The organism is Mesorhizobium amorphae, assembly GCF_014843845.1.
Classification (GTDB): Bacteria; Pseudomonadota; Alphaproteobacteria; order Rhizobiales; family Rhizobiaceae; genus Mesorhizobium; species Mesorhizobium amorphae_A.
Window position 1 is genome coordinate 1 of sequence record NZ_JHQS01000104.1, and the last position, 1,148, is coordinate 1,148.

The following is a 1,148-nucleotide window of genomic DNA, read 5'->3' on the forward strand; positions in this document are numbered from 1 at the left end:
CCCCCCTTGTAACTCAACATTGGCCGAATCCGTTATTGTAGCGGATGCGGTGGCGGACGAGAGACCGGACCCCCTTTGGGCCTTTGAGCCCGTGCCAGAGCGAGGGTCTCTGTCCGCCGTTCCATCGACCCCGAACAGTCGCCTGGGCCGCAAGCGAAGCCCGATTAGGCAAGGATGGGAGAAGATGGACGCAATCGTTGTAGGGATTGATGTTTCGATGGACCGGCTCGACGTGCATGTTTTGCCGTCGGGGGAAGCGTTTTTCGTGGCCAATGATGCCAGCGGCGTCGAGATGCTGGCGAGTCGGCTTGCCGGGCTTGGCCCGAACGTGGTGGCGCTGGAGGCGACCGGCGGCTTCGAGATGCTTGCCGCCTCGACGCTTTCGGCCGCCGGCTTGCCGGTGGTCGTGGTCAATCCGGCGCAGGTGCGTTCCTTCGCCGATGCCCTCGGCAGACGTGCCAAGACCGACACGATCGACGCGGCGGTGATTGCCCGCTTCGCCGTGGCAAGTGGCGTCAAGGCCAAACCGCTGGCCGACGAGCAAACCCGGCTGTTTGCCGAGTTGATCACCAGAAGGCGCCAGATCGGGGCCATGATCGTGGCCGAGGAAGCACGCCTCAAGCGTGCCGCCAACCGCCAGCTCAAGAAGAGCATCTCTCGCCTGCTCGTTGCTTTGCGGCGGGAGATGGAGACCCTCGATGACGATCTCGACAGCCAGGTCCGTACCTCGCCGCTGTGGCGCATCAAGGAGAACCTGCTCTCCTCCGTGCCCGGCATCGGCAAGGGCATCGCGCGAACCCTGATTGCCGAGCTGCCCGAACTCGGCAGCCTCAGCGCCAAGCAGATCGCCTCGCTTGCCGGCCTCGCCCCGTTCACCCGTCAGTCCGGCAAGTGGCGCGGCAAGAGCTTCATCAGCGGCGGCAGGGCAAGCGTGCGCGCCGCCCTCTTCATGGGCGCTCTCGTGGCCTCCAGGCACAACCCCACCCTCAAGGCTTTCCGCGACAAACTTGTCGCCAAGGGCAAGCCAAAGATCGTCGCAATCATCGCAACAGCCAGAAAGCTGCTCACCATCCTCAACGCCATCATCCGGGACCAAAAACCATGGCAGAACGCTTGACTTCCAAGACAGTCGCTCTGGCCTGCCGGCC

General features: G+C 64.1%; 1 protein-coding gene. It reads left to right on the top strand.

Features of this window, described 5'->3' with window-relative positions; translation table 11 throughout:
• The first annotated feature begins 184 nt into the window (after window positions 1–184).
• Window positions 185–1,117 (top strand): IS110 family RNA-guided transposase, encoded by a 933-nt coding sequence (locus tag DH08_RS30215; protein WP_192182910.1) that lies wholly within the window; start codon window positions 185–187, stop codon window positions 1,115–1,117.
• The last annotated feature ends 31 nt before the right edge of the window (window positions 1,118–1,148 follow it).

Excerpts from the sequence above, each read along its gene's own strand:
- DH08_RS30215 (WP_192182910.1), top strand. The coding sequence starts at position 185 with ATGGACGCAATCGTTGTAGGGATTGATGTTTCGATGGACCGGCTCGAC.